Here is a 5,349-nt window from a genome sequence, read left to right as displayed (position 1 = left end):
GCATGTTTTTCACAGATTATCGGTTTCAAATATGCTCAACCAACTGAAACAGATGAATCGGGCAGTTAGATTACAAGAAGGAAGACCGGCAGAACAAGGCGGAGATGGCGACGCCGTTGAAGCTGTCAGATGAATTTGGAGCTTTACACCGGCGCCGCCATTCCTATAACGTTCGCCAAAGAAATATGCATCTTACCCGAAACACCGTAGAAGGCTGCGTCATGGCTCGCATCATGCGACAATGCACCATGCATCAGAAGAATTTCTCTCTCAAGGAGTACGGTTCGTGGGAATCTGCGGAGGTTGAGGGCAGCAAGTGGATCAAGGAACAGAAGAAGATCCTGCCTCCTTCTCGAATGAACGAGGTAGGGCGAATGACTAGACTTAATCGTTCTGGAGTCGTCGGAGTCTTCCTAACTCGATCAGTCCGGAGGAAGGCTAACGGCAAGGAATACGAATATTGGAAGTGGATAGCTCGCTGGCCGAATTGTCCGATGAGATGTGGGCTGACTTGGACTATTAACGAAGAGACGCCCGATGATGACGCTTTTGCGTTAGCTTACCTTTCGCGCGAAATGCGCTCCGCAGACCGGGACGAAGTGCGTCATAAGTTGGCCAAGATATATGGGAGCAAGGAACACTCTGAGATAATGGCGCATAAGAAGATCGAGCTTGTGTGAAGTCAAAAACAAGGCGAACAAGTCGGAGATGGCGACGCCGAGGAAGCCGTCTGATTAAATTTGGAGCTTTGCCCCGGCGCCGCCATTCCTATAACGTTGTGTAAGAAATTTCCCTCGATGATCGAAGACTTTGATGACCACGTGAGATACAAGGCACTTGTCGCAGTTAAGTGGCAAGGCGAGCATTTACAGGTTATTTGCACTGCGTATTTCCGCGAGGAAGATGGTGATGCGCTTTTCATGATTGGTCGTCATTTGCTTCCACCCGGGGAGCCATTTGTAGGAGGAGCGCATTAGATTGATTACATTTGTCCCCCTGAGTCGATGAAGCGTGTATCCGGCGAAGAGTATCGTTATCTTGGCACCATACTTGTGGATTTGGACGCATCTGGACACAGTTCTCTGGCTTGCCCAACAGAACCTGCATCCCCGGATTCCTCTTGCGAGCCGATGTGATGGCTGATTCTAGATCCGCCTCATGCACAAGGTCGTACACAGTCTTTTTGCCGTCCGACAACACCACCCGAAATGAAGAAACACAACAAGGCGCAGATGGCGACGCCGAGGAAGCCGTCTGATCAATTTTGGGCGTGCAAGCCGGCGCCGCCATTGCTATGACGTTCGTTAAGAAAATTTGAAGACATGATATTTTATGAATGAAGATTTAACAGCTATTCGGGGCTCTGAGACAGTTCAGGGCTACGCCGGGAAGACACTTTACCTGAAGACATATCATCGGAGCAGAACACACGACACGGATCGGGAGTTTCGTGGACGAATCTCGGTATCGACTCATCCCGACAACCCGGAACGGTTGCTTGTGAGACTGGGAAGCTTGACTGGAGGGGGTGACGGGTTTGCGCTAGAGCGTGAAGATATACAGCATCTACGTCCACACCATGACCCTTCCATCGCGGATCTGATTTGCGAATACTCATCGAGAGGGGGTTAGCTTTGGCACCCTCCAGCACGCTTTCCCAATGTGGGTTCGTCCGTTTGAAGTTTTCAAGCCACGCGGCGTGTTCTTCGGAGCGTTTCTGCTGCTCCTCCGAGGTTTCATTTCGGGGTTTCGCGAGTCCGAACTCAATCCACAGGTCACGTGGCACAGGCACCATCGGGTCATCCACATCAGACAATGGGGACAACGAACAAGGCGGAGATGGCGACGCCGGTGAAGCCGTCTGATTTAATTCGGGCGCACTTTCCGGCGCTCCATTCCTGAGACGTTCGTTAAGAGAATTTGAAGACATGACTAAATAAAAATTATGATTAAAGAATACACAGACCTATTGGAGAAGCTACTCACGTCCCTTGCACTCGACGGGAGCACTTCTGACACCATCACTTTGGCCGCGATGGAGACCTTCGCGTGTCGGTTCGACGACATTCTGAGTGATCCGGAGTTCCATGAGTTCAGTGGTTACTTGCAGGAGAAGGTGAGTCTGTTCCGCGACTCGATTCTGAAGATTGCTCTTCGGCAGGGGTCTGACCATCGCAGCATTCAGGAGCGTGTCGAGGATGCCCGGTGCAACTTGATAGCCATTCGTCTGAAGGCTTGAGGATGGATGCCCGCCCCGCCCAGAAGGCGACTTCAGCAGCGTCCTTGATACCAAGAGCATCCATGAACTTGTGGAACTCCCCTGTGAGCCACCAAGCGTTGAATGTGTCGGTTATAGGCGTTGGTTTCAAGGCGCTTCGGGATGAAGACAACGAACAAGTTGGAGATGGCGACGCCGATGAAGCCATCTGATTTAATTCGGGGGCGCTTTCCGGCGCTCCATTCCTGAGACGTTCGGCAATTAATTGAACCCCGGATAGCGACGGTCCTGTCGACGCGCATACGGGAGCAAGTCGGGATCGAAGTAAATCAAAGGCATAGCGTTGAACACCGCTGTCTTGATTACTGCCGTTTTTCCAGAATCCCCCTCGGTATTGCTCAAGTCGAAGTCGGACTCTCTAATTCGCCCCACCTTCACCTCCCAGATGAAGACACGAAGCCCGCGGTTCTCCTTGCCGGAGATGAACTCGCCCGAATCATTGCAGAGAACGTAGCGGAATGTGATGTAGTTCCCAGCCTTTGGAAGATGTCCTTTCGGCTTATTCTTTTCCAGAGCCACCTTGATCTCCAGGTCGTCGTAGTCGGAATTTTGAGGGATCAGGTCAGGATAGGCGTGTGGTCTATTCCTTCGATAGAGACCGTTTGAGGCCGACGCTAGACCAGCCCCGAGAAGGTTGCCAATCATTGATGACAGGTTGGCTAATTCCACGAGTCGAGCCATTGGCTCCGCGCCGTGGGCGACCAATTGTTGATCGATCGTATCCAACGTGTTGTAGCAGTCCAGAATCGCAGCTCTAACGGCATCGGGGGACAGACCAAGGCAGCTCCGAAGTTCGGAGCCGTTTCGGAAGTTCCCAAGGGGCACCTCCCGACGAGTGATGAACTCCTCGCTGACGCGCCCAGACTCGGCAGATTCCTCGGCCTTTCTGATTAGCGATGAGAGCGGCATGCTAAGCGCTTCCGCGATCTGGAGGGCCGCCTCGATTGTCGGACACCTCTCACCACGTTCATACAACCCTAGCGTGGTTCGATGGAGTCCAGTGACAGCCCCTAGTTCCTCGTAGTTCAGGCCTTTGGCCTCCCTCTCGACCCGGAGAACCTTCACGAGGGCTTGTAGAATCTTGTCGGCAGATGGATCGGACATCTGAGACTATTGTCACGCTTGACACCTCGCTGTCACCGTGACAATAGTCTCCACCGTGCATTCCGTATTCGACCTATTCTGTGGCACCGGCGGCTTCTCCGCTGGCTTCGAGGCCGCTTGCCGTGACCAGTTCCGAACGGCGCTTGGCATTGACATTCTTAAGGACAGCTTGGCTACCTTTGAGGCCAACCACCCGGACGCGCGAACGCTCAAGCAGGACATTCGCACCGTCTCGTGCTCAGATATTGAGAGGCTGACCGGCATCAGGAGAGGTAAGCTTGGTGTGTTGATCGGCGGCCCCCCATGCCAAGGTTTTTCATCCATCCGGCCCTTTCGATCCAGCGATGAGGATGACCCTCGCAACACGCTTTTCGAGCAATACGCCAATTTCGTGAACTACTTCCGTCCGCCTGTATTCGTGATGGAGAACGTCGTCGGTCTCGCAACACACAATAATGGTGAAACGATCGAACAGATTGAGGAGTGCTTTGCGTCGGCTGGATACCACTGCGAGTGGCGGATTCTCAACTCGGCACACTTTGGTGTGCCACAGAAGCGTGAGCGACTCATCCTGATTGGTGCAGAGCGCGGCATTGGGATCGTATTCCCTTCGCATACCCACACCTGCAATGGTTCAACTATCGGACACCGGAATAAGAGCCGCATGCACCTTCCGGATGAGCTACCGCTTTTCAGCCGTGGGCACCAACTACCGCAGGCACTGAGTGTGATGGATGCCATTGGAGATTTACCGCGAATCGAATCCGGAGAGGAGGGGACTGAGTATGATCGCCCGGCAGAGAATGCCTACCAGCGAGCACGGCGTTCACGCCGTCGGAGCCTGAAGCTGCACGACAGCACACGCCACACGCCGAAGATGCTTGAGATCATCAAGCACTCAGGCCCGAATATCTCCTACATCCCAAAGCACCTAATCTCTTCGGGATTCAGTTCTTGCTATTCGCGTCTTGCGGCGGACGAACCGAGCGTAACAATCACCGTGAACTTCGTGCATCCTGCATCGAATCGCTGTATCCATCCAGTGGCTGATCGAGCTTTGACGCCTCGCGAGGGAGCGCGCTTGCAATCATTCGATGACGATTTTGAGTTCCGTGGAACGCGGTCACAGATTGTGAAGCAGATTGGCAACGCGGTCCCACCTCTCTTGGGGCGAGCAATTGGTCTTGCCGTTGCGGAGATGCTAGGGGAATCAACCAAGCCGAACAAGGCGCTGGACACCAACACCCTGCCCGCCTTGAGTTGAAAGTGCCATGGCCACTCAACCTTTTATAGCGCAGTCGGACGTGCGCTCTCGGCAGGGTGTGGGTCAGCTATGACGTTCTCCAAGAAAAAACTTCAGCAGTTCCACGTCTCCCCATGATCTCAGACTTTCGTCCATTGCTCTCACTAATCCGGGTGGTTTCCACTCCGTCTTCCCATGAAGCTCACAATGACCACATACGCACAGAACTACTCCGGGGAGTTCGGCAGCTTGCGGATCTGATGCACGATGAGATTGATCCACAAGGTGATCCGGGATTGGACTACTCGAAGAGCAATCTTCACTACATTCGTGAGATTGCGGACGATGGGCTGAAGGGGGTTCGGGATCACCAGTATGCGTTTGCGGAGATCCTAGACGCAATAATGCGAGTAATTCACGTTCCTGGAGGATACGACGAACCATGAGACCACCGTCACGGTCACTTCGCGCCATTTTGCACGCCATACCAACCTGTTCACTGGATTCCATGTGCGGGCGGGAACCCACCATGAAGCCGTAGTTGTATGAGTAACCCAGCAGGAACCGAAGAACAGAAAGAGGAGAACAAGTCGGAGATGGCGACGCCGATGAAGCCATCTGATTTAATTCGGGGGCGCTTTCCGGCGCTCCATTCCTGAGACGTTAGCCAGATAATCAACGAGTGCCTGCCCTATCATCCGTCTGTTTTCTGACGAGACAGACT

The 5,349-nt window shown here is 53.4% G+C and carries 5 protein-coding genes; 4 read left to right on the top strand and 1 reads right to left on the bottom strand.

Features of this window, described 5'->3' with window-relative positions:
* The first annotated feature begins 797 nt into the window (after positions 1–797).
* On the top strand, positions 798–977 hold the full coding sequence (locus ACFSSA_RS12265) for a hypothetical protein (RefSeq protein ID WP_386820754.1): 180 nt from the start codon (positions 798–800) through the stop codon (positions 975–977).
* A 968-nt stretch (positions 978–1,945) separates the two neighbouring features.
* The gene (locus tag ACFSSA_RS12260; RefSeq protein ID WP_386820753.1) at positions 1,946–2,239 is read left to right on the top strand and encodes a hypothetical protein; all 294 of its coding nucleotides are present in this window, start codon (positions 1,946–1,948) and stop codon (positions 2,237–2,239) included.
* A 240-nt stretch (positions 2,240–2,479) separates the two neighbouring features.
* Here ACFSSA_RS12260 and ACFSSA_RS12255 read toward each other — a convergent pair whose 3' ends face one another.
* Positions 2,480–3,382: a helix-turn-helix domain-containing protein gene (locus ACFSSA_RS12255; RefSeq protein ID WP_386820752.1), complete on the bottom strand. Its 903-nt coding sequence runs from the start codon at positions 3,380–3,382 to the stop codon at positions 2,480–2,482.
* Positions 3,383–3,419: 37 nt separating this feature from the next.
* Between ACFSSA_RS12255 and ACFSSA_RS12250 the strand changes: the two genes are divergently transcribed.
* Entirely contained in the window at positions 3,420–4,646 is a 1,227-nt protein-coding gene (locus tag ACFSSA_RS12250; protein WP_386820751.1) for a DNA cytosine methyltransferase, read from the top strand.
* A gap of 113 nt (positions 4,647–4,759) precedes the next feature.
* Positions 4,760–5,071: a hypothetical protein gene (locus tag ACFSSA_RS12245; protein ID WP_386820750.1), complete on the top strand. Its 312-nt coding sequence runs from the start codon at positions 4,760–4,762 to the stop codon at positions 5,069–5,071.
* The last annotated feature ends 278 nt before the right edge of the window (positions 5,072–5,349 follow it).

Source organism: Luteolibacter algae (assembly GCF_042683045.1).
Lineage (GTDB): Bacteria > Verrucomicrobiota > Verrucomicrobiia > Verrucomicrobiales > Akkermansiaceae > Luteolibacter > Luteolibacter algae.
Note: the sequence above shows the minus strand (reverse complement) of the source record. Positions and strands in the feature narration are given on the sequence as shown.